General features: G+C 40.3%; 20 protein-coding genes and 2 tRNA genes. 14 read left to right on the top strand and 8 right to left on the bottom strand.

The window, feature by feature from the left end:
* Positions 1-13: 13 nt before the first annotated feature.
* From AO498_RS11935 to AO498_RS11925, 3 genes are all read right to left on the bottom strand, one after another.
* Positions 14-1,348: an Nramp family divalent metal transporter gene (locus AO498_RS11935; RefSeq protein WP_067547850.1), complete on the bottom strand. Its 1,335-nt coding sequence runs from the start codon at positions 1,346-1,348 to the stop codon at positions 14-16.
* Positions 1,349-1,484: 136 nt separating this feature from the next.
* Positions 1,485-1,757 (bottom strand): GIY-YIG nuclease family protein, encoded by a 273-nt coding sequence (locus AO498_RS11930; RefSeq protein ID WP_067547847.1) that lies wholly within the window; start codon positions 1,755-1,757, stop codon positions 1,485-1,487.
* Between the two features lie 41 nt (positions 1,758-1,798).
* A tRNA-Met gene (locus tag AO498_RS11925) sits at positions 1,799-1,872 on the bottom strand.
* A gap of 336 nt (positions 1,873-2,208) precedes the next feature.
* Here AO498_RS11925 and AO498_RS11920 point away from each other — a divergent pair.
* The 8 genes from AO498_RS11920 to bshB1 all read left to right on the top strand — a co-directional run bounded on the left by AO498_RS11920 (position 2,209) and on the right by bshB1 (position 10,803).
* Positions 2,209-2,604, top strand: a complete 396-nt coding sequence (locus AO498_RS11920) for an START-like domain-containing protein (RefSeq protein WP_067547845.1) — start codon at positions 2,209-2,211, stop codon at positions 2,602-2,604.
* A gap of 71 nt (positions 2,605-2,675) precedes the next feature.
* A complete protein-coding gene (locus tag AO498_RS11915; RefSeq protein WP_067547842.1) occupies positions 2,676-4,442 on the top strand; it encodes an LptF/LptG family permease in 1,767 nt (588 codons plus the stop codon).
* 52 nt (positions 4,443-4,494) lie between these two features.
* Entirely contained in the window at positions 4,495-4,770 is a 276-nt protein-coding gene (rpsO, locus tag AO498_RS11910; protein ID WP_067547839.1) for a 30S ribosomal protein S15, read from the top strand.
* Positions 4,771-4,871: 101 nt separating this feature from the next.
* A complete protein-coding gene (gene pnp / locus AO498_RS11905) occupies positions 4,872-7,019 on the top strand; it encodes a polyribonucleotide nucleotidyltransferase (RefSeq protein WP_067547834.1) in 2,148 nt (715 codons plus the stop codon).
* Between the two features lie 59 nt (positions 7,020-7,078).
* Positions 7,079-7,942, top strand: a complete 864-nt coding sequence (locus AO498_RS11900) for a sigma-70 family RNA polymerase sigma factor (RefSeq protein ID WP_026951708.1) — start codon at positions 7,079-7,081, stop codon at positions 7,940-7,942.
* Positions 7,943-8,085: 143 nt separating this feature from the next.
* Positions 8,086-9,030: a thioredoxin-disulfide reductase gene (trxB, locus tag AO498_RS11895; protein WP_067547831.1), complete on the top strand. Its 945-nt coding sequence runs from the start codon at positions 8,086-8,088 to the stop codon at positions 9,028-9,030.
* 8 nt (positions 9,031-9,038) lie between these two features.
* Positions 9,039-10,076, top strand: coding sequence for a peptidoglycan DD-metalloendopeptidase family protein (locus AO498_RS11890; protein WP_067550460.1), 1,038 nt, complete (start codon positions 9,039-9,041; stop codon positions 10,074-10,076).
* Between the two features lie 7 nt (positions 10,077-10,083).
* Positions 10,084-10,803, top strand: coding sequence for a bacillithiol biosynthesis deacetylase BshB1 (bshB1, locus tag AO498_RS11885; RefSeq protein WP_067550458.1), 720 nt, complete (start codon positions 10,084-10,086; stop codon positions 10,801-10,803).
* Positions 10,804-10,826: 23 nt separating this feature from the next.
* Here bshB1 and pdxH read toward each other — a convergent pair whose 3' ends face one another.
* Positions 10,827-11,462, bottom strand: coding sequence for a pyridoxamine 5'-phosphate oxidase (pdxH, locus tag AO498_RS11880; RefSeq protein WP_067547828.1), 636 nt, complete (start codon positions 11,460-11,462; stop codon positions 10,827-10,829).
* A 98-nt stretch (positions 11,463-11,560) separates the two neighbouring features.
* On the opposite strand from pdxH, the gene AO498_RS11875 reads away from it, so the two are divergent.
* The 4 genes from AO498_RS11875 to AO498_RS11860 all read left to right on the top strand — a co-directional run bounded on the left by AO498_RS11875 (position 11,561) and on the right by AO498_RS11860 (position 15,859).
* Complete coding sequence (locus tag AO498_RS11875; protein ID WP_067547825.1) at positions 11,561-12,130, top strand: YqgE/AlgH family protein; 570 nt, start codon at positions 11,561-11,563, stop codon at positions 12,128-12,130.
* A 48-nt stretch (positions 12,131-12,178) separates the two neighbouring features.
* Positions 12,179-14,146 (top strand): DUF349 domain-containing protein, encoded by a 1,968-nt coding sequence (locus AO498_RS11870; protein WP_082792228.1) that lies wholly within the window; start codon positions 12,179-12,181, stop codon positions 14,144-14,146.
* A 110-nt stretch (positions 14,147-14,256) separates the two neighbouring features.
* Positions 14,257-14,332, top strand: a tRNA-Thr gene (locus tag AO498_RS11865).
* A 432-nt stretch (positions 14,333-14,764) separates the two neighbouring features.
* Positions 14,765-15,859 (top strand): GAF domain-containing protein, encoded by a 1,095-nt coding sequence (locus AO498_RS11860; protein ID WP_067547822.1) that lies wholly within the window; start codon positions 14,765-14,767, stop codon positions 15,857-15,859.
* A gap of 544 nt (positions 15,860-16,403) precedes the next feature.
* Here the strand turns inward: AO498_RS11860 and AO498_RS11855 are convergent.
* Complete coding sequence (locus AO498_RS11855) at positions 16,404-17,642, bottom strand: glycoside hydrolase family 18 protein (RefSeq protein ID WP_236778595.1); 1,239 nt, start codon at positions 17,640-17,642, stop codon at positions 16,404-16,406.
* Positions 17,643-17,836: 194 nt separating this feature from the next.
* Here AO498_RS11855 and AO498_RS11850 point away from each other — a divergent pair, with 194 nt between their 5' ends.
* Both AO498_RS11850 and AO498_RS11845 read left to right on the top strand, forming a co-directional pair.
* The gene (locus tag AO498_RS11850) at positions 17,837-20,530 is read left to right on the top strand and encodes a DUF7133 domain-containing protein (protein ID WP_067547820.1); all 2,694 of its coding nucleotides are present in this window, start codon (positions 17,837-17,839) and stop codon (positions 20,528-20,530) included.
* 177 nt (positions 20,531-20,707) lie between these two features.
* Positions 20,708-21,085 (top strand): hypothetical protein, encoded by a 378-nt coding sequence (locus AO498_RS11845; protein WP_067547818.1) that lies wholly within the window; start codon positions 20,708-20,710, stop codon positions 21,083-21,085.
* A gap of 87 nt (positions 21,086-21,172) precedes the next feature.
* Here AO498_RS11845 and AO498_RS11840 read toward each other — a convergent pair whose 3' ends face one another.
* The 3 genes from AO498_RS11840 to AO498_RS11825 form a co-directional block, all read right to left on the bottom strand.
* The gene (locus AO498_RS11840; protein WP_067547816.1) at positions 21,173-22,291 is read right to left on the bottom strand and encodes a Gfo/Idh/MocA family protein; all 1,119 of its coding nucleotides are present in this window, start codon (positions 22,289-22,291) and stop codon (positions 21,173-21,175) included.
* Positions 22,292-22,520: 229 nt separating this feature from the next.
* On the bottom strand, positions 22,521-23,381 hold the full coding sequence (locus tag AO498_RS11830; RefSeq protein ID WP_067547812.1) for a sugar phosphate isomerase/epimerase family protein: 861 nt from the start codon (positions 23,379-23,381) through the stop codon (positions 22,521-22,523).
* Positions 23,382-23,384: 3 nt separating this feature from the next.
* Entirely contained in the window at positions 23,385-26,852 is a 3,468-nt protein-coding gene (locus AO498_RS11825; protein WP_417876916.1) for a PVC-type heme-binding CxxCH protein, read from the bottom strand.
* Positions 26,853-26,952: the final 100 nt, after the last annotated feature.

The raw sequence follows: 26,952 nt of genomic DNA, 5'->3' as shown, positions 1-26,952 counted from the left end.
TGGAAGGCTTTTTTTATTGAATTGATTGGACGATTCCATAAAGTGAAACACCAAGGATTGAGACTAAACTTATCCAAAAAAACAATGCTGAAATTACCCCGGAATCAACCCCTGTTGTCTTATTTTTTCGATGGAAAACAATTCCTAGGTAACTGATAATTATTAATAACACTGATCCAATAGATCCACCAATTAACACCAAAAATGCAGGCTGTTGGATAAACCAATAAACAGCTATCCAAGCTATTGGAAAAAATATGGCTAGGGTTTGAATTAGGTAGATTTTATTACTTTCAGAAATCCAACCAAGAGTTCCTAAGATATCTGGAAAAAGTCTGGTCCAATAGGCTAGGGTCGCAAATACACTAGAGTATAAAGCAAAAAAGGCCCCAACCAAATACATAGTTTTTACTTCCTCTCCGAGTGTTTCAGTATAAATTGAGGCTAAGTAGCTAATCAAATCATTTCCTTCAGGCAAGTTTTTGTTTTCGTATAGTACAGAGGCACCCAAAATGTAAAATGCTGCAGTAATTAGTGTATAAATAATCATCGCCACAGCAGCATCAAGTTTCATAATATTGATCCAGCCTTGGGCTCTTTTCTTCCAATCGTCGCTACCGTCATTTGGCCCAGTATATTTTGCATATCCTTTTTCTCGACACCAGTAAGTATAAGCTATAATTTCGTCACTGGCTACTCCGGTGATTCCAAATGCGCCAATTGCCACAAACAAATATTCTTTTGGAAGATGGAAAGATAGCCCAGAACGAATTTGTTCCCAGTTAAAAGAATAGGGGGTAAATAGAATTGATAAAAAACAGAAAAGGGTAAATAACGAAAAAGCAAAAACCATAATGGATGCAGTTCTTTCGATCAGCGGATAATAATTTTTTAGAAAAAAGAAAGGTAAAATGGCCCCTAAAAAGACTAAAGATGTCCCAACAGAAATGCTTGGAAAAATTAATGAAAGGGCAAGGGCAGCTCCTCCAATCATTCCGCCCAATTGAAGAATTTTAAGCAAAGTAAGGATGCCAATTCCCCAAATGCTCCAATTAGAAAATGTGGATTTTTTATCTGAGAGCTGGTTTATTTCAGTCATCAGACTTTTCCCAAAAAGGATTGCATTTTTACCAAATTCGACTTGGATTGCCACTTTCACAAAGCAACTTAATAAGATTACCCAAAGGGCAATAAATCCAGCTTTTGCTCCCAATAGGGTGGTGGCAATGAGTTCCCCTGAACCCACGATTGACGCTGACAAAATGAATCCTGGACCAAGGAAAGTCAGTTTTTTAGAGAGTGATTTGGGAGGATTTAAAAGGGTAGAAGGGGAGGCCTCATTACTCATTGTGGAAATTAGCGAATTGATGAATTAGAAAAGATCATCAATTGGATGAAAATAAAAAAGGCTTTCAAAATAGAAAGCCTTTGTAGCGAGGACGGGAGTTGAACCCGCGTCCGCCGCGGCGGATAGGAATTCATATTTAATAAAGATTGATTATTCGAGGAATAATTACAGATTTTATCCATTCTCTTCCTTTTCCGGACTTAAGCTCTTTTTCTCTTTTAATGGCATCTGATTTTAAGACAAAATATTCTACATGAGCCAAGATCCAAGGTCGATATCTCACCGTAAATCCTTTCAAAGACTTTCCATTATGGAATTTAAATCTTGTAATTAGGTCTGAGGTCATACCCGTGTAGGTCTTTCTAAAAGGAATTGAATAAAGTACATACACGAAAAAATTATCTTCCATGCCTTAAAAATAAAAAAGGCTTTCAAAATAGAAAGCCTTTGTAGCGAGGACGGGAGTTGAACCCGTGACCTCAGGGTTATGAATCCTGCGCTCTAACCAACTGAGCTACCTCGCCGAATATTCATTTTATAAATTATAAGTCTCGCCAAATTTTCATTAAGATTTTACAATTGGGTAAAATCTATAAGCAGTTAAGGTTCTTCGATTTAACTTCTAAGAAGATGACTACCTCCTAATCAAACCTTAAAATGAAAAATTTTGAGTATTGTAAATTGAAATTTATGGTTAACTTATTCCACCATCAAAATTCAATATAGAGGGCTAGATTTCGTATAAATCTCGCCTTTTTGGGGTCCCCTAAATGGGAATGCAAATATGGGGTCTTGCTGCATGAATTGCAAGCCTGGAATTAACAAAATGTTCAAATTTTAGTCTCAAAAATAAGGTTATCATGGTAAGGAATAAGTTTGTTGCTGATTTTCAATTAAATACTTCTAGAAAAATTATTTTCAATTATTTAAGTACAGCAAGTGGGTTGCAAGAGTGGTTTGCAGATGAAGTAAGAATTGATGAGGATAAGAATTATATCTTTAATTTTGACAATGAGGATCATTACGCCAAGATGAGTGCAATGCGATTTAATTCGCATGTGAAGTTCGATTTTTTTGATCCAAAAAATCTTGATAAAAACGATCACGAGTTCATCGAATTCAAATTAGAGGAAAATGAATTGACCCAATCACTTTTTTTGAAAGTCATCGATAATTCCAATGATTATGACGAAGAGGAATTAATTGCGATTTGGGATGGCCTGATTTCTAAGCTCAAAGAAATTATTGGTGGGTAATGATTTCTGTTTTTACCAACTTTGAACTCCACTAGGAATTTACCGTTTCTTTTGGTCAGTAAAATTGGAACATGAAAAAACTGGATAAGCTAATTCTCGGCTCCTTTATTGGTCCGTTTATACTTACTTTTTTGGTGGTTGACTTTATACTTCTAATAGTCAACATGCTTAAATATTTTGACGAGATTTTCGGTAAGGGATTAGGCTTTTGGATTTATGCTGAGTTGATTGGATATTTTGTAATCAGCATTTCACCTATGGCTTTGCCTTTGGCTGTATTGCTATCCAGCTTGATGACCTTTGGAAATCTTGGTGAGCATTTTGAGCTAACTGCGATTAAAAGTAGTGGGATTTCCCTGGTTCGTGCTCTTAGGCCAATTGGGATTTTTGCGGCGATTTTGACGATTGCAGCTTTTTTATCGAATAACTATCTTGTTCCAAAGGTCAATCTAAAAACCTTTAGTCTTTTGTATGATATCAGGATGAAAACTCCCGCATTAGATATCAAGGAGGGAGTCTTTTATAGTCAAATCAAAAACTATTCAATAAAAGTCAATCAAAAAATCGGGGAAAAAGGACTGAAGGATATTATAATTTACAACCATGGAGACGGCTTGGGGAATTTAAATGTGACTTTGGCTGATTCAGGGTATATGGAGACATTTAATAATGATTCTCAACTTAAACTCACTCTTTTCAATGGTTGGAATTACAAGGAAGCGAGAGCAACTAGAGGAATTTCAGAACCTCCTGTTGAATTTACAAGAACACAGTTTGATCAAAATGTAATCGTTTTTGATTTATCCACCTTTCAGCTTAGCCGAACTTCAGAAGATCAATGGTCTACCAATCGGGCCATTAAAAACATATCAGAAATTAAAGTTGGCCTTGATTCCATTTACACTCTTGTCAATGATTTAAAATATCAAAACATCAATACAGCTTCGAGCATTTATCCATTTTTCACCAGAAAAAGAAAACTTACTCCGCCAGTGCACATTCTTGACCGAAAAGCACAAGATGATTCGGTAAGGAAACAACGAGTTTTAAAACAAAGGGAAAAAGAAATTCAGGATTCAATATCCAATCTTAAAATCGACCAAAAGCTAGATTCTATTTCTAAGGAGTCTGAAGCAAAAAGGGAAGTAACTGTAAAATCAAGTACTTCTCCATCGGGCGACTCCTTGTTCCGGAAGAAAATTGAGTCTGTTCAGACTAGAAGAATTTTAGCTAAATCTGATTCAATAATTACATCGGTAGATACAGCTGGTGTAGGAGAGGTAAAGCCTAAAGTGCCAAGAACCGATAGACTTTCTCAAAAAGAGCTGGATGATTTAGACTCGGTGTTTTATCAACGTGGCTATATCTCCAATGCCCTCACTATGGCTTTGAACAACTCAAGAAATCTGAAGAATACATTTAATGTCAAAATGCACCAGATCGAGGGACATCAACGAGAGTATAGGAGATATCAAATTGCTTGGTATCAAAAATACACTCAAGCAATTGCCTGTTTTGTGATGTTTTTGATTGGAGCACCGTTGGGTTCGATCATTAAAAAAGGTGGATTGGGAATGCCTGTTTTGGTTTCAATATTATTCTTTATTGTTTTTTACATGTTGACTATTTCTGGTGAAAAATGGGCAAAAGAAGGAATTACTTCTCCATTTTTTGGGACGATTTTCTCCAATTTATGTCTTTTGCCGTTTGGATTGTTCTTCTTGAGGCAAGCCCGCAAAGATGCTCGATTATTCGAACTTGATTTTTACGGTCAATTATGGAAAAAACTAACTAAGAGAGGATCTGAGAATAAAACCAATTCTGTAGGCTCCTTTTAAATTTGAAATTTAAACTCTACCTTTGTCACTGTTTTATTAAATTTAGCTAAACATGTATTTAACATCAGAGAAAAAACAAGAGTTGTTTAAAAATCATGGACGGTTAAAATCTGCTACTGATACAGGATCTCCTGAATCACAGATTGCCCTCTTTACTCATCGAATCCAGCACTTGACTGAGCATTTGAAAATCAACAAGAAAGATTATTCTACCCGTTTGGGTTTGCTTAAGTTAGTTGGTAAGCGAAGAAGTTTATTGGACTACCTCCACAGAAAAGATATCGAGCGATATAGAGCGATCATCGCCGAGCTCGGAATCAGAAAATAATTTATTCCAAGTAAGGTTCTCACGAAGAGAACCTTACTTTTTTCTTTTTTAGGACACATTGGATTTTTCCACCTAAGATGCTTTAATTCTAACACGTATTTATGTTACCAAACTTAATCACCAAGACTATCACCCTAGTAGATGGTAGAGAAATTGTAATTGAAACCGGGGCTTTGGCCAAACAAGCTGACGGTTCAGTAGTTGTGCGGATGGGAAAAGCGATGCTTTTGGCCACAGTAGTCGCGAAAAAAGACGCCATGGATGGCGTTGACTTTTTACCTTTATCAGTTGATTATCAAGAAAAATTTGCCGCGTCAGGAAAGATTCCTGGGGGATTTTTGAAGAGAGAAGGTAAACTTTCAGATTATGAGGTTTTAATTTCTAGATTAGTTGACCGTGCAATCCGACCGATTTTTCCAGATGATTACCACGCAGATACTCAAGTAGCAATAACCTTGATGTCTTCCGATGAGGAAGTATTACCTGACGCTCTTGCTGGTTTAGCAGCCTCAGCTGCATTAGCTGTGTCAGACATTCCATTTAATGGACCTATTTCCGAGGTTCGAGTTGCAAAAATTGATGGAAATTTGGTCATCAATCCAAGTCCTGCATTGCTTGAAAAGGCTTCTCTTGAATTTATTGTTGCAGGCTCCCTAGAATACATTCTGATGGTAGAAGGAGAAGCTTCCGAGATTTCAGAAGATGAAATGGTCGAAGCCCTTCAATTTGCTCACGAGGAAATTAAGAGACACTGCCAAGCGCAAGTCGAATTGACCAAATTGGTTGGTAAAGAACAAAAAAGAGAATACTCTCACGAAAAATCTGATACTGCATTGTATGACAAAATGCGGGCTGAGTTGTATGATCAATTATATGCCGCAGTTAGTCAGCAGATCCCGAATAAAAACGAAAGATCTACTATTATCAAGGCAATTAAAGATGCTTTTGTAGAAAATCTTGGTGAAGAGCATGGATTTGAGGCGAGTTTAATAGGTCCATATTTCCACAAGCTTCATAAAGAAGCGGCTAGAAACTTGACGCTTAATGAAAAGAAAAGATTAGATGGTAGAAAACTCAATGAAATTCGTCCGATCTGGTCGGTAGTAGATTATTTACCTTCTGCTCATGGCAGTGCCGTATTTACAAGAGGTGAGACACAATCCGTAACTACTTGTACTCTTGGAACTAAGATGGACGAGCAAATGGTGGATGGTGCAGTTATCTCCGGCTACAATAAGTTTTTCTTGCATTATAATTTTCCTGGATTTTCGACTGGTGAAGTAAAGCCTAACCGTGGACCAGGTAGAAGAGAAGTAGGTCATGGAAATTTGGCCATGAGAGCACTTAAAAAAGTGCTTCCTCCAGAAAACGAAAATCCATATACCATCCGTGTTGTCTCCGATATTTTGGAATCCAATGGATCTTCCTCAATGGCAACGGTTTGCGCAGGCTCACTTGCTTTGATGGATGCTGGAATTCAGATTAAGGCACCTGTTACAGGTATTGCAATGGGGATGATTTCTGATGCAAAGACTGGACGTTATGCGGTATTGTCTGACATCTTAGGTGATGAGGATCACTTGGGTGATATGGATTTCAAAGTAACGGGAACAGAAAAAGGAATCACTGCTTGCCAGATGGATCTTAAGGTAGAAGGTTTAGATTATTCTGTTTTAAAAGAAGCATTATATCAAGCTAAAGAAGGTAGACTTCATATTCTAAATGAAATCACCAAGACTTTGGCAACTCCAAGACCAGACCTTAAGCCTCACACACCACGCTCATTTATGATGTGGATTCCGAAAGAATTGATTGGTGCTGTAATCGGTCCTGGTGGAAAGGTTATTCAAGAAATACAAAAGGATACTTCAACCACGATTGTGATTGAAGAAGTTGATAATCAGGGTAAAATCAATGTTTTCTCTGCAAATCAAACCAACATGGATGCTGCAATTCGTAGAATCAAAGCGATTGTTGCACAGCCTGAGATTGGTGAAGTTTATACAGGTAAGGTGAAAAATATTCAACCATTTGGTGCTTTCGTGGAATTTATGCCTGGTAAAGATGGTTTATTGCATATCTCCGAAATCAAATGGGAGAGACTTGAAAGCATGGAAGGAGTTCTTGAGCCGGGAGAAGAAATCATGGTCAAATTGATTGACGTAGATAAAAAGACCGGAAAATTCAAGCTTTCCCGAAAAGTGCTTTTACCTAAGCCTGAAAAACCAGCAGGAAAAGAACAAGAGTAAAAGAAAACATTTGATTATCTTATCAAATTAAACATCAAATTTTCAAAAATTAATCCTGAATGAGGCAGCTAAAAATTAGCAAACAGATTACCAATAGAGAGTCCCAATCGTTGGATAAATATCTCCAAGAGATCGGGAAAGTGGATTTGTTAACCGCTGACGAAGAGGTAGTTCTTGCCAAACGAATCCGTGAAGGAGATCAGTTGGCCTTAGAAAAACTCACAAAAGCCAACCTTCGATTTGTGGTTTCTGTTGCCAAGCAATACCAAAACCAAGGTCTTTCCTTGGGAGACTTAATCAATGAGGGTAACCTTGGTTTGATTAAAGCAGCCCAACGTTTTGACGAGACTCGTGGATTTAAGTTTATCTCCTATGCAGTATGGTGGATTAGACAATCTATTTTGCAAGCTTTGGCTGAGCAATCTAGAATTGTTCGATTGCCACTCAACAGAGTAGGTTCATTGAACAAAATTTCTAAAACTTTTAGTGAACTCGAGCAAAAATTTGAAAGAGAACCATCTCCAGAAGAATTGGCGGAAGTTTTAGAAGTGACTGCATCGGAAGTGGTGGATACCATGAAAATTTCTGGTAGACACGTTTCTATGGATGCTCCATTTGTTCAAGGTGAGGAAAATAGTCTATTGGACGTTCTCGAAAATGATGGTGACGAAAAGCCTGACGATGGTTTGATGACCGATTCACTTCGTAAGGAAGTTCAACGAGCTTTATCTACCTTAACCCAAAGAGAGGCTGATGTTATTACTCTTTATTTTGGATTGAATGGCGAGCATGCGATGACTCTAGAAGAAATCGGGGAGAAATTTAACCTTACTCGTGAGCGTGTTAGACAAATCAAGGAAAAAGCAATTCGAAGATTGAGACATACCTCCCGAAGTAAGACACTCAAGCCTTATCTAGGATAATAAATTTAAAAAGGGGCTTAAGCCCCTTTTTTATTGAACTACCTTTACCATCAGTGATTCTACTCACCTTTGGGAATTTTAACTTTTCCCAACTTTGCATCACCAATAGAATTCATAAAATTTGAACGTTTATTAGCGCAATAATGAACCAAGAAATAGAAAAAGTAAAAGTATTGATCATTGGATCAGGACCTGCGGGCTATACCGCTGCTATTTATGCCTCAAGAGCTGGATTAAAGCCAATTCTCTATACAGGAGGTCAGCCGGGGGGGCAGCTCACTATTACCACCGACGTGGAAAATTACCCAGGCTATCCCGATGGAATTATGGGGCCTGAGATGATGGAAGATTTTAGAAAGCAAGCGGAGCGTTTTGGTGCGGATATTCGCTATGGTGTAGTTACTCAGGTTGATTTTTCAGCAAATCCACATGTGGTTATTGTAGATGATCAAAAAACAATTCATGCTGAGACAGTGATCATCAGTACAGGTGCCTCTGCCAAATGGTTAGGTCTTGAAAGTGAAAATCGACTCAATGGAAAAGGAGTATCGGCTTGTGCTGTTTGTGATGGATTTTTCTTTAGAGGTCAAGACGTAGCTATTGTTGGGGCAGGAGATACTGCATGTGAAGAAGCTTCTTATCTCGCTAATATTTGCTCCAAGGTTTACATGATCGTCAGAAGGGATGAGATGCGTGCGTCTCAAATCATGCAAAAGCGTGTATTGAACAATCCTAAAATCGAGGTTCTATGGAATACTGAAACTCAGGAGATTTTGGGTGATGAGGAGGTCAATGGTGCTAAAATTCTAAATACAAAAACGGGAGAAATTTCTGAAATCAAAATTTCTGGCTTTTTTGTTGCTATTGGTCATCAGCCAAACACTGAGATATTCAAAAACTTCATCACAATGGATGAGGCTGGATATATCAAAACAATCCCAGGATCTACTCGTACCAATGTGGAAGGTGTTTTTGCCTGTGGAGATGCCCAAGACCACGTCTATCGTCAGGCAGTAACTGCCGCCGGGACAGGTTGCATGGCTGCTTTGGATGCTGAGCGATATTTGGCCGCTCAGGAAAACCATTAATGTACTTGATGAATAAACGAATTATAAAAATTCTCTTTGGAGTATTCTTGAGCATTGGTCTAAGTCAGGCCAATGCTCAAGTTTTTCCAAAGATTATCAAAAAAAATACTTCTCAATCTCAAACTTCAACTGAGCGTAGAAATATCGAACTCCGAGAGTTTGATCAGGAATCCTATTTGAAAACCTTAACCAGTCAAACAGATTCCTTACTTTTTCAAAATGACATCAATCTTGCCCGGATTCGATCCATCATTAATGAGGATCCTTTTTCTATGATTTGGGCACCAACCAACCAATTGGTAAAAGTCTCCGAACAAGTTCAAATAGATAGTATTTGGGTGACGGCTTTTGAGTATTATTCCAGTTGGGATAGTAAGAAAGTGGATATCTATAATCTGGATATCAAAAATTTTCAGGATAGTGTACTCTTAAGACTGTATGACCAGCGTTTGGGAACAGATTGGAAATTTCCCTTAGATCAATCCAAAAAGACTTCTGAATTTGGGGCTCGTTGGGGAAGGATGCATTATGGAACTGACCTGGATTTAGATACTGGAGATCCTGTTTATTCAGGATTTGATGGAATCGTTAGAGTACGAGCGTATGACCGTTATGGATGGGGTTATTTTGTGTTAGTTAGGCATAAAAATGGCCTTGAAACACTTTATGGCCATCTTTCTAAACAGATTGCTCAAGTAGGGGATGAAGTTAAAGCCGGTGATATTGTAGGGAAAGGTGGTAGCACTGGTAGAAGTACAGGATCACATCTTCATTACGAAATGAGGTACAAAGGGCTCGCTTTTGATCCTGAAAAAGTTTATGACTTTGAAAAAGGAGAGTTAACCCAACAAGATTTGTTTATTAACAAAGACCTATTTTCTCATATTGCAAAAGCAAGGGCAGCAGCGTATCATCGTGTAAAGCGTGGAGATACATTAGGTGCTATAGCTCGTCGTTATGGAGTTTCAGTTTCTCAGATCACTCGTTTAAATGGGATTAGCACTCGAAGCATCCTTAGAGTAGGTCAAAATCTAAGAGTCAAATAAATAAATGATGAACAAATTAGATATCCTTGTCATTGCAGCTCATCCGGATGATGCAGAGCTTGCTTGTTCTGGTACCATAGCCGCACACGTTGCCAAAGGGCATAAAGTAGGAATTGTAGATTTGACAAAAGGCGAGATGGGTACTCGGGGAACGCCCGAAATCAGAATTGAGGAATCAACCGAAGCTGCCCGAATTCTTGGACTTTCAGCCCGAGAAAACATGGGCTTTAAAGATATTTATTTTAAAGATGATGAGGAGCACCAGCATCAACTCATTCGGATGATTAGAAAATACCAGCCCGAAATCGTGTTAGCGAATGCAGTAACTGATCGTCATCCCGATCATGGTAAGGGAAGTTCCTTAGCGTCAAATGCTTGCTTTATGAGTGGGTTGAGAAGGATAGAGACAGAATTAGACGGAGTGCAACAAGCTCCTTGGAGACCTAAGTATGTCTATCACTATATCCAAAACAATTACATCGAGCCCGATTTTATTTTTGACATCACGGACTATTGGGATACCAAAATTGCGAGTATTATGGCATTTAAATCCCAATTTTTCGATCCTAACAGTGCCGAGCCTTCAAGTTTCATTTCCTCTCCTGAATTTCTTCCATTTATTGAATCTAGATCAAGGGAAATGGGGCACCGGATTATGACAAAATACGGGGAAGGATTTACTGTGGAAAGGTATATTGGAGTGAAAGATCTTTTCGACCTTAAATAGAAGAAAGATTTACCAGCTAAATATTAAGGAGCGAGTCTAGAAATGATCCAATTTTCAGACTCGCTTTTTTCATACCTGATTCGGTCATGAAGTCGGCTTGGTCTTCCTTGCCAAAACTCAATTTGAATCGGATTTAAGCGGTATCCTCCCCAATGAGGAGGTCTTGAAAGTTTCTCTTCAGAAAACCTTTGTTCCATTTCATGAAGTCTTTTTTCTAAAAAATCACGATCGGGAATAGCCTTGCTTTGTGGACTAGTCCATGCACCTATTTGACTTCCTAAAGGTCTGGAGAAAAAATAAGCATCTGATTCAGCTGATGAAATCTTTTCCAAGTCTCCTGATATTCGTACTTGTCGCTCCAATTCTGCCCAAAAGAATGTCAGTGAAGCTTTGGGTAATGCTGCTATTTCTTGGCCTTTTTCACTTTCATAATTCGTAAAGAAAACAAACCCATGGTCCACTTCTTTTAAGAGTACAATTCGGCCATTTGGGTATCCATTAATTCCTAGGGTAGAAAGGCACATTGCATTGACTTCCAGAGCTTCAGCATCGATTGCCTCTTGGAACCAATGCGAGAATTGCCTTAAAGGATCTAGACTAACATCCTTGATATCCAATGATTTAAGCGTGTATTCTTTTCTAATTTCAGAAAGATTCATAAGTAGGGAAATCAAATCATACGAGGATTTAAAGCTAACACCGGTATTGATTTTTTAAAATTTAAACCTATATTTTTCCTATCAAAAAGCTGATTTTTATGATTCAACCGAATAAAAATATCCCGAAGCCAGGCAATCTATTGATCTCCGAGCCTTTTTTGCAGGATGAGAATTTTGTACGGTCTGTGGTGTTACTTTGCGAGCATAATTCGGAAGGAAGTTTTGGTTTAGTATTAAATAAGCCTTCCATTTTACATCTCGAGGAATTGATCGAGGAGTTGTCATTTTTAGAAAAGGACGTTTTTGTAGGTGGACCTGTTGAACAAAATACGCTTCATTTCATTTTTTTTCACCCAGAACCCTTGCCAGAAAGTATCTCTATCGGCGAGGATATTTGGTGGGGTGGGGATTTTGATTCCTTGGTTGAAGCTTTGAAAACTGGTCAACTTTCAGCAGAACAAGTGATGTTTTTCATCGGTTATAGCGGTTGGGGTCCTGGTCAACTTTCCGATGAACTCGAGGATAATACCTGGATTATCTCTGAGGAAAAGTTAGACGCTAATCTAATCCATGATTCGACAGGAAACCTTTGGAAATCCATCTTAAAAAACATGGGAGGCGAATTTAAGGTAATTGCAAATTATCCACTTGACCCAAGATTAAATTAGGCAAAATTCCTACTTTTGCCCATATTGCTTTGAAATTGTAGCGTTTTTATGACTGAGAGAAGTAACGAAATGTCTGAGCAGGACAAGGTGACCCAAGCCTCGAATGAAGAGGTAAAGGGTAACAATTCAAATGAAGAAAATGTGACTCCTTCTGAAGTATCAGAAGTGGCGGAAGAAGCCTCTTCCGAAGAAGTCCAAACACCAACCCCTATCGCGGAAGCTACTGAGGAAGTTCAGGCTGAACTTGCTGAATCGGAAGATGCTTCCAATTCAGATGAATCTGAATCCCAAGAAGAGGAAGAAGAGGAGCATATAGAGCTTTCAGGTTTATCTAAGTCCCAACTTACACATCTGCTTAAAGAAAAGATTGCTCATGGTTCGATCCTTAAATTGGATAAGCTGGCCCATGAAATCAAAGCTGCTTTCGATGAGCTCGTGTCAAAGGATAAAGAGGAAGCCTTAAATAAGTTCTTAGCCGAAGGGGGAGTAGAAGATGATTTTGAATACCGTCTTCATGATGAAGAACGGGACTTTAATAAGACTTTTAATGATTTCCGATATCAGATCAATCTGCAGCGCAAAGAGGCGGAGCGTCTGAAGGAAAAAAACCTAGTGGCCAAGAACGAATTGCTGGATCAGCTTCGGGAGTTGGTAGATGGAGAGGAAACGACCTTAAGTATGAATGCTGTAAAAAGTATTCAAGAAAAATGGAAATCCATTGGTCCGGTACCAGCTTCACAAAACAGAAATCTTTGGGCAAGCTTTAATGCCTTGATGGATCGCTTTTATGACAATCGAAGCATCTATTTTGAGCTAAAAGAACTGGATCGTAAGAAGAACTTGGAAAGCAAAATTGAGCTTTGCGAGAAAGCTGAAAGCCTTAAAGAAGTCAAAGACCTTAAAGAAGCTATCAAGCACCTCAACGATTTACACGAGGAGTTTAAGCATATCGGTCCTGTGCCTAGAGACGAGCAAGAAAACCTTTGGCAACGATTCAAAGCAGCATCAGATGCCGTATACGATCGAAGAAAGGCTTTCTATGACAGTCAAAAAGAAGTATTCAAGCAGAATGCTGATGCCAAGCAAGCCTTGATTGATAAATTGAGCAGCTTTGGAGGGTTTAAAGCGGATCGTATTAAAGAGTGGAATACTAAAACCAAGGAAATTTTAGATATTCAGAAGGAGTGGGAGAAAATCGGACCGGTTCCAAAAGAAAGCGGTAAGGATATCAACAAAGCCTTTTGGGCGGCTTTCAAAGAGTTTTTCCACAATAAAAATCTATTCTTCAAAGAATTAGATGAGATCAGAGCTTCCAATTTGAAGAAAGCGGAAGAATTGATTGCTCAAGCGGAAGAATTAATGAATAATACGGATTGGCAAAGCACTGCGAATCAATTGGTCAAACTTCAGCAAGAATGGAAAAAACTGGGACCAACTCCTGAAAAGCACCGGGATGCCTTGTATAAGAAATTTAAGACCGCTTGCGATACGTTCTTCGATAACAGACGCAATTCCAATAAGCAAGCAAATTCGGAATATGAGACCAACTTGGGATTGAAACTTGATTTGATGAAGCGAATCAAAGATGCGACTGCAGGTGAAAGCTTATCTGAAGAAGAATTGTCAGGGTTTGTAGCTGAATTTAATGAAATTGGTTTTGTACCACGTAAAAACGTCAAGGAAATTCAAAATCAGTTTAAAACGGTTGTAGATGCATATTTGGAAAAAATGAATCCTTCTGGTTCGGATCGGGATGACTTTATGTTCCGATTGAATCTAAACAAGATTCAAAGTGATCCAAATGCCATAAAAACCTTGAATAAAAAAGAACATGGCATCCGTAAGCAGATTGCGGATTTGGAAAATAGCATTACCCTTTGGAAAAATAACCTGGAGTTTTTTGCAGCCTCTAAGACTGCGGATAAACTTCGCGATCAGTTTGATGTAAAAATCCAAAAGGCGGAGGAAGAGATCGATAAGTTGAAAAAGAAGCTGACGATTCTTCGGGAATTTTAAAATTTTTCCCGCTCAAAATCTGAGAGATAGCGTTTTTTATGAAATTTCTCAGGTTTTGGGTTTGGGATAAAACTTCGAAAGTCTATATTTGCACCACCTAAACAGGGAACGCCTCTTTAGCTCAGCTGGTAGAGCAACTGACTTGTAATCAGTAGGTCGCTGGTTCGATCCCGGCAAGGGGCTCCAAAAACCACTCAGAAATGAGTGGTTTTTTTGTTTTATAGCAAAATAGAAAAATGTAATTTTTTTGGCTACATCGAAATAAGGTTTCGTATACCGTTAGATATTCAGATTGAGTTTGTTTTTTACTATTAAATTTTCCTCACGCTAACAGGCCTTATTTATTGAAAATATCAAATCAAATAAGCCAAAAAGAAGAAATATTTGGAGGATCTTATCGCCTATCCTAAAATTTCAAAAAGTTCTTTACCCAATAATTAAAATAGAATTTGTAGGTCTTTGTACGGATAACCCCCATAGCTAATGTGGAGAACGATCCCAGCAAAGGGGCTCCAAAAAATAGCCTTCCTGGATCAAAATGTGTTACCTTTTTCACCCGATATTCTTTTTCATTTCAAAATCTTATCGATAACTTAAATAACAACAACTTTTTTTATCATGGATCGACTGGAAGAGTTAAGGTCCCATGCCATTTTGGATACGGACCCTGAGGTAGAAATGGATGAAATTGCCCAGATGGCCAATGCGATTTTCAACACGCCCATTTCTGTCGTTTCCTTTATCGATGATCGTCGTCAGTGGTACAAGGCCAAGTTAGGTGTGAAATGGTCAGAAGTTCCCTTAGAAGACACCTTTTGTAGATTTACCCTTGATCAACCTGAGGATGTCCTGTTAATATTGGATCCCCAGCACGATGAACGGGTTTCACAAAATCCCTATGTTTTGGCAGAGGATGGAATTCGGTTTTATGTCAGTGCCCCGATTGTTTCCAGTTTGGGAAATGTATTGGGGACGGTCTGTACTTGGGATAGTGAAGCTCATGAAGTGCATAAATCCCAGCTGGAAGCGCTTCGTCTTTTGGCGAAGCGGGTTTCGATTTCTCTTGAAACTCGAAAGATACTTCGAGACCAAAATAAGCGAATTGAGCTCTTTGGGGAAAAGTTGAAAAATCTGACTGAATTATCTCCGGGAGCCTTATTTAAAATCATTACTGACCCATGGACCAAGGAATTAAGCCTTGACTTTTTGGGAGGTGGAATTAGTCGATTGATTCCAAACTTGAGTCAGGAAGAGATTTTGGAAAATCCGGCTGTGTTTATTCGCTGGGTTCATCCCAAATTCCGGGTAAAGCTTTTTAGGAAGTTTATCAACTCCACCAAGAATAGCAGTTCTTTTGAGATGGATATTCCCGTTCAGCTTCCCGGTCAAAAACGAATTTGGCTTTGGATCAAGGCCCGTCCTGAATTTGAAGGTGGCAAAATCAATTTCTATGGAACCATTCAGGACGTCAGTCAAAAAATTGCTCATTTGAAATCCCTGAAAAAGTTTCTGTTTGATATTTCCCATAAGCTGAGAGCTCCAGTTGCTAAAATGAAGGGTGTGCTGCACCTTATTTCTGATGAAAATACTCCAGAAAACACCCTTGAGCTGACTCCCTTCTTATTTCAAAGTGCCGAGGAATTGGATCAAGTTCTTTTCCAGCTCAATCATGAATACTCGAACTTAGTCAGTGGTTTAGAAGAGGATCACTAGGGAGTTTGTTGTTTGTTTTTGTATACCGTTTGTTTGACTCGGATTTTTCCCGTTTGGAAGAATTATGTGGGCCGTGGACTAAGCGTAGAATGATCTACGCTTTTTCATTACTAGGAATTTATAATTCTCTTTCATCCCGTAGGGATGTCATCTGGGTAGTAAAAATTGGACACCCGTATTTATTCGAATCCGCCGCGGCGGATCGGATTATATTAGGTATTGGAATTTTTTACCCCTATCTGACCCGTACCGGGTCGGTTTTTTCACACATGTTCAACCTCCCGAAATTGCTGCGCTCATCGGGACGGGCTCATTAGGGGTTGGCAAAATCGAATTTGAAATCCATTCATTTTCCCCCGCCCCGGAGGCTATCGGGGTCACCTAGGGCTATTGAGAATTTTGACCACTTCGTGGTCTTTTTGTGGTATTGTAGAGATTGAAGGGTTAAAGACCCCGAATGGAGTTGAGCACGGGTATATGTTCAAGAAGGGCAGTCTAAGTCTGAAAACATAAACCATTTCCCGCCAAAATCTAATTCCAAAAATTACTTTTCTCCCTTTTTCGCCTCTTTATAGATCGCGTCAAGAAGGCTGCCCGGTTCTTTGGTATCATTTCCCAATTCCCAAAACATAATTCCTCCCAACTGCATGTCTATGGCATACCTTGTTTTCAAAGCTACGGAGACCGTATCATCGTAGGAGACAAAAAGGCCATTTGAGGCTTGGTACATGTAAGGCGCTTTGGCATGTTCATCCCAATACCTTACAAAACTGCTGTCTAATTCATATTTTGAACGAATCTCGTGATAGGCATACCATCCGATATGAATGCCTTTACTTTTTTGGTAAAGACCCTGATGATCGTCAGGGACTCCTTTCCAAACTCGTCCGTAAAATGCCGATCCGATGATCATCTGAGCAGGTTTTACTCCCTTTTTAATCAGGAAATCAACAATTTTTTCTACCGAATGAGGCTCTGTATCGATCTCTTCTTTGGCAAGGTATAGGCTATCCAAGTGGCTCTGAAACGGTGTTCCTGCAAGATCCTCTTGAGAAGCTCGGCCGAGCGGGGTATGGTGTCCAGTATAAATCGATACGCCCGTAACCTGGTCATAGGTCATTATATTCATGAAATTGGCATAATTCATCACTTCCTCCACCTCGATAAAATCGTAATACCGCTCCCAACCTGCAGAAGCGAAGGTTAGGATCTTGGGTGATTCAAAGGTATCGAGCATCTGACGGAGCCCTTTCATCAATGCTGTGAAATTTTGAGTGTCTTCGGGTCTAGCCATAGTGCCGGCTCCTGAGATTCCAGGATATTCCCAATCCATATCCATTCCGTCGAGTTGGTAGCGTTCGATAAAGGATCGGGCACTTTGGATGAATTTGGTTCGGCTTTCTGCAGTCAATGCCATGTCAGAGAATCCATCAGCTCCCCAGCCTCCGCATGCGATCATCACTTTGAGGTCAGGATTTCGTTCTTTTTGCTTGACCAAGGCTTCTAGTTTAGGGCCAGCTTCTTCCGGTTTCCGGAACTTCATTTCTCCATCAATGACATTTGTAAAGGAAAAAATGATATGGGTGAGTTTTTCTACAGGTATTTTCTCGGGTTGGTAATCCCGCTCAGGCACGTAGTAGGCCATAACCACCGGGCCAGGATGTGGATGGAAGCTGGAATCCACAGAGGTCGAATCTGGGGAGTAGGGTTTTTCACAGGAAGAAAATAGCAAACCTAAACCCAATACAAATAGGGATGAAAATATGGGGAATCTGAAAAACATAAAGATCTTGTTTGAAATTTTCTATAAATGTGAAATTACTTTTTAAAAAAAATTAAAAAATAGCAAAAAGCAAATATTTTTAACTTACGATATCATTCTTGATCAACCCTGTATTAGAAATGTCAATAATCGTGGGTTAGGAGGTAGCTGGTATCTTAGATTTGATCATAGATAGTTTTGATAAATTGGATTTTATGAGATTGACTTTGAATTCCCTGTTAAGCTTGTGTGCTTGTCTTCTTCTTTTTGCCTGCCACAGCCCAGAGCGATCACCATTTGAAATATCTCCTGCGGAGTCTATGGATCCCACTCGCTTGCAGGAGCCCTTTCCGAGCATTTCTCTTCCTGAAGGAATAGACTTGGAGTCCCCGATTTGGAAAGGTATTGACTTGAGTCCAAAGCCTCCTGTAGTACCCGTTTCTGCCAATGAGCAAAAAAAGTCATTTGTCCTAAAACCAGGATTTTCGATTGAACCGGTACTTTCTGAACCACAGATACGAGAACCTGCGGCGATACAGTTTGATGGAAATGGACGCATGTATGTGCTGGAACTTCGAACATATATGCAGGATCTGGATGCGACGGGTGAGCTTTTGCCCACCTCAAGGATCTCCCGATGGGAGGATTTGGATAACGACGGAGTTTATGAAACTGGGACAGTATTTTTAGATAGTTTGGTTTTTCCTCGCTATGTGGTTCCTTTTGGACCAAACAGCATTCTTTCCATGGAATCCAATGAGGACCATGTCTATCGATTTACAGATACCGACGGGGATGGTAAAGCTGATAAAAAGGAGGTTTTTGCTTCTGGATTGGGTCGATCAGGAAATGTGGAGCATCAGACAAGTTTCCTTACATGGGCTTTGGATAACTGGATGTATAGTACCTATAATAATAAGCGCATTCGATGGACACCAACCGGGGTAATCCAGGAAAATAGTGGGAATCCATGGGGACAGTGGGGGGTGACCCAGGATAATTATGGGACAATTTTTTTTCAAGACGGAGCTGGCGGAGTTCCCCAAGGTTTTCAATTTCCGATTGTCTATGGCAATTTTTCTATCAAAGGTGCGCTTAAAGAGGGATTTCGGATTCCATACAGCTTGGTGAAATTAGCAGACTTCCAACCGGGAATGCAAGAGGCCAAGCCAGACGGCTCCTTGGCCAATGTAACCGGTGCGGCGGGAAATGATGTGTTTCGTGGGGACCGTCTGCCTAAGGATCTCGTGGGAGATTATATTTATGGTGAGCCGGTAGGTCGAATCGTGCGACGTGTGGTCACTGAAAAAGTAGAAGGGCTTTCCTATCTCCAAAACAAGTACATCAGCGAGGAATCAGAATTTATTCAATCCACAGATCCTTTGTTTAGGCCGGTTGATATGGCTACAGCTCCTGATGGGACACTCTATATAGTAGATATGTATCGAGGAATCATCCAGGAAGGAGAGTGGACTCAGAATGGCAGCTATCTACGCACCAAAATCCAACAATACCAAATGGATGATGTCATCGGTAATGGGCGGATTTGGAGGTTGAGTTATGAGGGTATGTCTAGAAATACCGAAAAACCTCGAATGTATGAGGAAACCTCCAAGGAACTAATTCGCCACTTGGAGCATCCTAATGGCTGGTGGAGAGATATGGCGCAGCAGACTCTGATTTTGAATCAGGATAAATCGGTTATTCCAGATTTGGTGGCATTAGCGAGCTCATCAAAAAATGAGTTGGCAAGGATTCATGCTCTTTGGACCTTGGAAGGTTTGGATGGATTAAGCTCAGATCTGGTCAAAAAGTTCGTTGCTGATTCCAATCCAAAAATCAAGATGCAAGGCTTGAGAGCTGCAGAGACTTTGTATAAATACGGTGAAAAATCCCTAGCGGCACTGTTCACTTCTGCTGCTTTGGATGCTAATCCTGAAATTGCCATTCAGGCCTTATTAAGTGCCTATGTGCTCAACTTGGACAAGATTGATCTTCTCATCAAAGAGGTACTCCAAAAAAATCCATCTTTTGGAATTCAAACAGTAGGAACTCAACTTCTAGACAAGCTGGAAGAAGCCAAAAAAGCAGCCGAAAACAAGTTTGAAAAAGAAGAGATGGCATTATTTGTAAAGGGTAAGTCGATCTTTGACAGTTATTGCTCGACCTGCCATGGACCCAAAGGTTTGGGTTCACCGGCTGGTGAAGGTCGTTTGATTGCACCTCCTTTTTCAGGTTCACCCAGAATCCTTGGACATCCCGAATATGCAACCAAAGTTATGCTTCATGGATTGAAGGGAGCGATTGAAAATAAAGAGTATGAAGGGGTAATGATCTCCATGAAAACCAATACTGATGAGTACATTGCTTCGGTGCTTTCCTATATCCGTAATGATTTTGGGAATACTGGTTCTTTTATCAAGCCCTCTTTTGTGGCTAAAATCAGAACAGAAACCGAGTCTAGAAAGGAAGCTTATTCTTTTGAGGAGTTGGTTGGAGAGATTCCAAAAGCATTGACTTTTCAAGACAATTGGAAGGTGACTGCAAGCAGCACGGCACTTCAAGGAGTTGGATCGTCCAAAGATCCTGGCTATGCATTTTCTTTTAAAGGCTGGAAAACAGAAACTCCACAAGTTCCCGGAATGTGGTTTATGGTTCAATTGCCAAGTCCACAAGCAATTTCTGAAATTCAATTTGATGCAGGGAAGAATGGATTTTCTGGGTCTTATACCGTTTCCTTAAGTACAGATGGGAAAAATTGGACTCAAGTAGCCCAAGGAATAGGACAGTTAGGTGTAAATTCTGCAAGTTGGGAAGTCACAGACAAGTTCAAGTTCTTAAAAATAGAATCAGAGAGCAAAGGGGAACATCCATGGGCAATGAAAAATTTGACCCTATATGCTAGGTGATTTTTAGGATATCAATTCCCAGCTCAGACCTTTAATTTTCAAATAATGGAACAGCCGATTTCAATTCCTTGAATCGGCTGTTTTTTTTAAGGAGAGAAAAAATGATTTTCTTTTAGCTCATTCTTCCAGATTGAAGGTTTTTTCCTAAATTTTCACACATTCTAACTCTTTATAACCATGAAAAAATTAACCAATATCCTCCTGATTACCCTTTTCGTTTTTGGAGCTAGCCTTGGATTATCCAGTTTTAAGGCCTTTACTCCTGAATATTTTGAAGGAAAATGGGCAGTAACTGTGCTGGACACTCCTCAGGGTACTGCTACTATTCCGATGCGTTTCGAAACGGTGGACGGTAAAACAAAAGGCTATTTTATGGAGGATGCTTCAGGGACTGAAATTGAAATGTCTTCCGTTTCTATTAGTGAAGGGGCTCTGACCGCATATTTCACTATTCAAGGCTACGATGTTTACTTGAACCTTAAGAAAGTGGATGATGAAAATGCGGCTGGTTCTCTGATGGATATGTTTACAGCAGAAGCGAAGAAAGTAAAGTAATCGGGAAGAAATAAGCTATAAGTCGCTAGCTATAAAACTTAACACAACAAAAAAATAAGGCCTGGAAGAATTCCAGGCCTTTCTTATTTATTTTTTCGATAAGGTGAATTCGGGTAGATGTTTGATTTTTCCGCCTTCCATGGCTGACTCATGCGCCAAAATCCCCACACAGGTAATATTGGCTGACTGCCGAGCATCTGGATAAGGGGCTCTTTCTTCTACAAGCGCATTCAAAAATTCATTTACCAAGTGCGGATGAGATCCTCCATGGCCCGAACCTTGGATAAAGGAGAGGTGCTGATTTTCATCCGAATCATAGACTCCCTGCATGGTGAAGGAAGCAATTTCATCAGGAAGCAAATGGGCATAATCTGGGATTTTGACTCGCTCAGGTACTTCTCCGGTATGAATGACAGAATCTTCATGCTCGATTAGGGTCCATTCAAAGGATTTTTTGGAGCCATAGACATCGAAGCTTTCTCGATACTGCCTTGCGGTATTAAACAGGGATCTGGTCACTTCTGCAGCTAAGTCAGAATCTTTCAGTTTGATATGGCAGGTTTCAATTGCAAACGGAGAACCGTATTTTGGAATCAAGTTTTCGTCAATTCGACCTGAGCCAAGGCAAGACACATATTCAGCTTGGCCTTTGGGTAATGCCAAAACGGGTCCTACGCAATGCGTGGCATAATGCATGGGAGGGAGCCCTTCCCAATACCCCGGCCAACCTGCCATTTCTTGCTGATGAGAGGCACGAAGGAATTGAATTTTACCTAACTCGCCATTTTCATACATCTCTTTGACAAAAAGGAATTCACGACTGTAGATCACCGTTTCCATCATCATGTAGGTTAGCCCTGTCTCCTCACATAATTCCACAATTTGGCGACACTCCTCTACAGTAGTTGCCATCGGAACTGTACAAGCTACATGCTTGCCGGCTTTGAGTGCTTTTATGGATTGTTCCGCGTGGTTTTGAATCGGAGTATTGATATGGACAGCATCAATGTTGGGGTCTTTTAGCAATTCATCGTAGTCGGTGTAGACTTTTTCGATGCCAAAGGCTTTGCCAATTTCCTCAGCTTTTTCTTTGTTCCGTTGGCAAATCGCATACATGTTGGCCAATGGATGTTTTTGATAGATAGGAATAAATTCCGCTCCAAAGCCTAATCCGATGATGGCGATATTGATTGGTTTTTTGCTCATGGGTATTTAGTTTTTAAAAAAGATGGAAGACCGAAGACGGAAGACAGAAGATTCAAATTCATAACGATGAGGTATGAAATGCGAAGTATCGATAAGCTGCCTTCGGTAAGTCCATTTCTATTTTTTAGATTTTTAGATTTAATTTTTTTGGGTTTGATTATTCTAGGTAAGATTCGGATTTCGGTGGAAGTTTTCCAGTTCTTCGGTCTCCTGTCTTCCATCTTCTCGCTTATTCAGCGGCCCACTTTCTGAGAAATTCCAAGCCTTCTTTAGCAAATCCGTCCTGACTGGGCACGAGTGGCTTCCAGATGCAGACTGCTCCAGCTAATTCTTTGACGTTGGGAGTAAAGCTTTCGATAGAAATAGTCCCTTGGTAGTTGATGGCTTCTAGACCACGTTTCCAAGCATCCCAATTGGTTTGACCGGTTCCTGGAGTTCCTCTGTAATTTTCGGAAACCTGCACATGGATTAATTTTTCCCCAACTCGACGAATAGCCGATTCGATATCGGGTTCTTCAATATTCATGTGAAACCCGTCTAAAATGGCCTTCGCTTGGGGTTCATTGATATCCTGAATTAATTGCATCAGTTCTTCCGCGGTATTGATCAAGTCAGTTTCAAATCGGTTAAGGGTTTCGATTGCGATTTCCAATCCAAATTCCCCAGCTCGTTTACTTACTTTTTGGAGGTTAGTAACCGCTCGATTCCATTCGATTTTCTTTTGTTCGGGAGATACAAGCCTGGCTTTACCCACTGCTGAATACATGGGGCCTGCTACAAATCCAGCACCCAATTCTGATGCAATTTGGAAACAGGCATCTAAGTAATCGAAGCAAGTTTGGTGAAAAGCAGGATCTTCATGTGTCAAATCCCGAGTAGGACCAAAGGCGCCGCAGATAATGGGTTTGAGCCCATTATCTGCCAGTGCAGCCTTTACTAAGTTTAAGTCAATTAATTCGGGGTCTTCGACAGGAATCTCAACAGCATCATAGCCGTAGGATTTGATCTTGGGAAAAAGCGAAACGGTGTCCCGATTGAAGGGAGAAGTCCAGAGCCATGTACTGACCCCAAAGGTTACCTGTAATGCCATCCCTTATTCAACTTTCATGATTCCGTTCATGATTCTCCAGTGACCAGGAACAGTACACACAAATGGATATTCCCCAGGTTCTGTAGGAGCTACGAAAACCAAAGATTCTCTTCCTTCCGGATCTACCAATCGAGTAGCTGCAATGATTTGAGGAATCTTAGGTACAAAGTTTTGTTCAGAGCCTTTTGGATCTCGAGCTAGTTCGTCTGCTGCTTTTCCAATCTCCTCCATGGTTCCTTTTTGCCCAATGACCAAGTTGTGCTGCATAAAGTCAAGGTTTTCAAAGTCAATGGTCACTTGAGATCCCGCTTTGACGGTGAATGTAGCCTTGTCAAACTTCATCTCGTGGGCAATTACTCCCAGTTTCACATAAGAAGTTCCATTGGCTTTTGCAGCTTCCGCGATGCTATTTTCTTCTGCGAGTGAAGTTCCAGGTTTACGAAGTGAAAGGGTCGATTTATTGCTTAATCGACCACCAAACCACCACGTTCCTTCATATTTTCCAACGACATTTCGGCTATCATTTGACCCTACGCGAACTCTTGAAGGAGTCAATGGCTTGGTGAATAGTCCTGCAGTTTTACCTTTTGCAATTTCCTCACCATTGATTTTCAAGCTCAGGCTTCCATCTGCCACTAAGCTGGCATCAATGATAAATTGTTCTTCAGGAAGAGCTTTTTTGGAGCTGAGAATGGTTAGTTTTTCATCTTGTGCTACTGCAAAGTGCAAGGCATCCTGATAGATGTATAAGCTATAGCCGTTTGTATTATTTCCTTGAGCAACCAATACGCCTTCAAGAGGATTTTGAGCTTTCGAAATAATCATTTTTAAGGCAATCTCTTTTCCAGCAACATCAGGTGGGAAAAGAATACTATTTCGCTGATCCAAGGGATATTGCTCGGCCACCAAGCTTCGACTGATTCGATCTGCAAGGGAAAGCTCGGTTTCTCCATTTGCCTGTAATGCTTTGGTGTTGTCACGCTTGGCAAATTCTGTTGGATGCGAAAGAACAGCGGCAAATACTGCCTGCGGTAAATAGGCATCTTTTCCATTTTCCTCATTTCCAGCAGCGGCTAGGAGTGCTTTTGCCGCCTCCTCAGAATATGGCATATCAGAAATTGCCAAGAAGGCATATTTTCGAGTATGTAAATCTGGGTCATTGATCACGCCGGAGCTTAAAATCGCTGAGAGTGAAGCTTCAGATTTTGGAAGTACTCGAAGGGCATTTTTACGAACTGCAGCAGAAGGGTGGGAGAGTGCTTTTTCCACCGCTGCATTGGCTTCGGAGTTTTCTCCACTCAATTCACCCAATCCATGAAGTGCCCAAAGTGCGTTGATAGCTGGACCATTTAATCCAATTTGATCCACTTTTTGATCTGCGATCAGTCGGAACAAGTCAGGAATCACGGATTTGTCTTGCTTTTCAACAATCAATCGTTGGGCGGTGAGTCTCCAAAACATGTTATCACTTTCCAAGGCTTCAATGAGTTCATCACCTGATGCGTCTTTCAGGTCAAAGGTCTCTGCATCATCCGCACCTTTATATTTGATTCGGTAGATTCGACCATGTTGGCTATCCCGAAGTGGGTTGATGTAAGCATTACCTGCGCCATTTTCAAATCCTCTTGGAGTAGGATTGTGTTGAATGATGAAATTGTACCAATCCGCTACCCAAAGTGCTCCATCTGGTCCTACTTCAGCATGCACAGGTGAAAACCATTCATCAGAGCTCGCCAAAATGTTAAACCCATTTTTCTCCTTAAATCCAGAGCCATCTTCATTGATAATGGCATTATGGAGCACTCGACCAGTTGGTTCCGCGACAAAAGCAATTCTGTTCCAATACTTTTCAGGGAAGCTTCTAGCTGTGTAAAAATTGTGTCCGGCAGCCGCAGTATAACTTCCATGCCAGTCAACTTGACGCAAGAACGGAGTCAAATGTGGCATGTCGTAATGGCTATCAATTCCGTGTACCGTATTGGCAGAACCTTGGAAAATAGGTCTTCTCAAGTAATTATTAGCCATTGAGAAGTACACACTGTGCTGCCCATTTGCGGTAGAAATGAAGGTTTCGAAATCTTCGGTAAATCCAAGTCCCCAAGTATTGTTGGAGGTATTTCCGAGGTATTGTAGATTCTCTCCACTTGGGTCAAATCGATACACTCCTTGTCCAAAGGAATGTCTTCTTCCGCTTACTTCTCCATTGAATCCGGAGTATCCTAAAACACCCCAAATCTTATTGTCAAAGCCATATTTTAGATTGGAAGGTCCAGCATGGGTATCGCTTTTTCCCCATCCAGTCATGATTACCTCTCTTACATCTGCGACATCGTCTCCATCTGTGTCTTTTAAAAACACAAAGTCTGGAGCCATGGAAATTAAGATTCCACCATTGACGGCCATGATAGAGGTCGGAATATTTAGATTGTCTGCGAATACAGTGACTTTATCCGCTTTTCCATCTCCATCTGTATCTTCTAAGATTTTGATTTTGTCATTGCCTCCTTCAGTACGGACTTCGTTTGGATAATCTACTGTTTCAATTACAAACAGTCTTCCTCGCTCATCCCAAACCATTGCCATAGGATTGATAATCATTGGTTCGCTGGCGAAAAGCTCCATTTCGAATTCAATCGGTAATTGAACCAGTTTCATGCTTTCTTCTGGAGAAAGTGGAAGCTGGAATCGAGGAGCAGGGTCTCTTTTTTCGTAGTTTGGAATTTCAGCATCCTGAAACTGAGGCGTTGGAATCTGATATTCCGTCAACAATTCATTCACTTTATCACCAACAGCCCAAAGGATACCATTTGCTACCAACTCTTGAAATTCAGGTTGTTTCCATGTCTCCTCATTGTGTCCATAGGCAGTGTAAAACACTCGGCCATCACCTTCTTCCAAAGTCCAAGCATAAGGCTCTTGATCACGCTGCATCAAGACATGCATGTTGGGATTGAGTTGAGAATGCACATAGGTTTCATCCCATGTTTCGAATTCCTCAATGCCTTGCATGATTGGATGTGCGGCATCTACGATTTTGGCTGTAAACTTTTCTTCACCGTGGGATTTAAACTGTCCACCTACTGTCTGCACATACCAGTCAGAATTGCGGAAGCACCAAGATGCACTGTGAAGTGGAATAAGTGCTTTTCCACTCTGCACATAGTCTTTAAGTGCGGATTCTTGACTTGGGCTTATGGAATCATGATTGGCATAAATCATCAAGCCGTCGTAATTGTACAGCACCTCCTCATTTAGGTCATTAGGATCTGTGGTGTACGTCAGGTTAATACCTTTTTGGAATAAAGGTGTGCCGAGATACATCATCAATTTCTCCGAATTATGATGCTCACTTTCGTGGCCTAAGACGAGGATTTCCACCCTTCGTGGCTCGGTCATGGATAGGAAAGGTTTCTTTCTTCCGCAGGAAAAAGAGAAAACCACCACCAGAAATAGAAGTGTAAAACTTCGCAAGGATAAGGATTGGGTCATGCTTTGGGTTTACTTTTTTTGGAAGGTAATATTCTCATTTGAACACCTCAAATTCTCACTGTATTTACTTGAATAATGACTG

This window comes from Algoriphagus sanaruensis (assembly GCF_001593605.1).
In the GTDB taxonomy this organism is placed as follows: domain Bacteria; phylum Bacteroidota; class Bacteroidia; order Cytophagales; family Cyclobacteriaceae; genus Algoriphagus; species Algoriphagus sanaruensis.
The sequence above is the reverse complement of the archived record's forward strand: the minus strand, read 5'-3'. Positions and strand labels throughout refer to the sequence as shown.